This is a genomic window from Suttonella ornithocola, from assembly GCF_001889065.1.
Taxonomy (GTDB): domain Bacteria; phylum Pseudomonadota; class Gammaproteobacteria; order Cardiobacteriales; family Cardiobacteriaceae; genus Suttonella_A; species Suttonella_A ornithocola.
Genome location: NZ_LWHB01000221.1, coordinates 1 through 1,190, shown reverse-complemented (window position 1 = coordinate 1,190; position 1,190 = coordinate 1). Strand labels below are relative to the sequence as shown.

2 protein-coding genes and 1 other RNA gene are annotated in these 1,190 nt (G+C 37.6%); 2 read left to right on the top strand and 1 reads right to left on the bottom strand.

Going from position 1 to position 1,190, the window contains the following annotated elements:
• On the bottom strand, nt 1-283 hold a 283-nt coding region (locus A5N85_RS13140; RefSeq protein ID WP_072577586.1), incomplete at its 3' end, for an IS630 transposase-related protein.
• 168 nt (nt 284-451) lie between these two features.
• Between A5N85_RS13140 and ssrA the strand changes: the two genes are divergently transcribed.
• Nucleotides 452-802, top strand: a transfer-messenger RNA (tmRNA) gene (gene ssrA / locus A5N85_RS13135).
• A 253-nt stretch (nt 803-1,055) separates the two neighbouring features.
• A partial coding sequence (locus A5N85_RS17910; RefSeq protein WP_143143294.1) for a helix-turn-helix domain-containing protein occupies nt 1,056-1,190 on the top strand: 135 nt, incomplete at its 3' end.

The window sequence follows — 1,190 nt, the reverse complement described above, 5'->3', positions numbered from 1 at the left end:
TCTTTAGTCGCTTTAGAGCATAACAAATCGCTGATTGCGAGCAATTAAAACGTCTAGCGCTTTCCCATTGGTAATCATCAGGATACTGCTCAATATCCTTAAGCAAGGCTTCATCATCAATCTTTGAGGGCTTACGCTCAGTAAAGCCTTTAGGATGGGGATTTTTAATCCAGCTATAGACGGTGAATTTGCTGATCTTGTAGCGCTTTGCAACAGCGCGCCAAGTTTCTCCATTAGCAATATCGTTAAGAATTTTCTGTCGGAATTGGCGGCAGTAGGTCATAGGATATGCTCAGTTTGTTTTTGATAATTCTACTACAAGTTGTTTTTTATATCTGCTTTGGATAGATTGGATTATAAGTGATTTGACTATAGTTATATCATTTTCATAAGTAAAAAAGAAATTAGTTACTGTTATTTGCTTTAAAATTTGTTATGATAAAAATCACTAGGGGGCGTTCCTGGATTCGACGGGGATTGCAAGGCTCTAGGTGCATGTCGAGGATGAGAGAACCTCGTAAAACCCTTTCAAAAATATAGTTGCAAACGACGACAACTACGCTTTAGCGGCTTAATCCCGCTTTCGCTCACCTAAAAATGTCTGTGGTTTTAGCTTGAGCGTCATTAACACAGAATCGCGAATAATCGCGTCTACCGGTTATTCGTTAAACTTAGTAGAATCGTCTGAAAGATGCCTGACCATTGGCTGCTTGAAGACTAAAATTTAATCAATGGCTCTAAGCATGTAGTACCGAAAGTTGAGGATTCGCGGACGGGGGTTCAAATCCCCCCGCCTCCACCAATTTTTTCATATAGATAATTGATTTTAATAGCTTTATTTTTCAATCTTAGACTTTGGTATGCCATTTTTCTTTCTCTTTAGTTGGACGTTTTTAGTCTTTTATAGACAATAACAACGTTGTTGGCTCTTAATTTGATTTTTTGTAAAGCAAGAAAATATAGCTATAGTCAAATCACTTATAATCCAATCTATCCAAAGCAGATATAAAGAACAACTTGTAGTAGAATTATCAAAAACAAACTGAGCATATCCTATGACCTACTGCAGCCAATTCCGACAGAAAATTCTTAACGATATTGCTAATGGAGAAACTTGGCGCGCTGTTGCAAAGCGCTACAAGATCAGCAAATTCACCGTCTATAGCTGGATTAAAAATCCCCATCCTAAA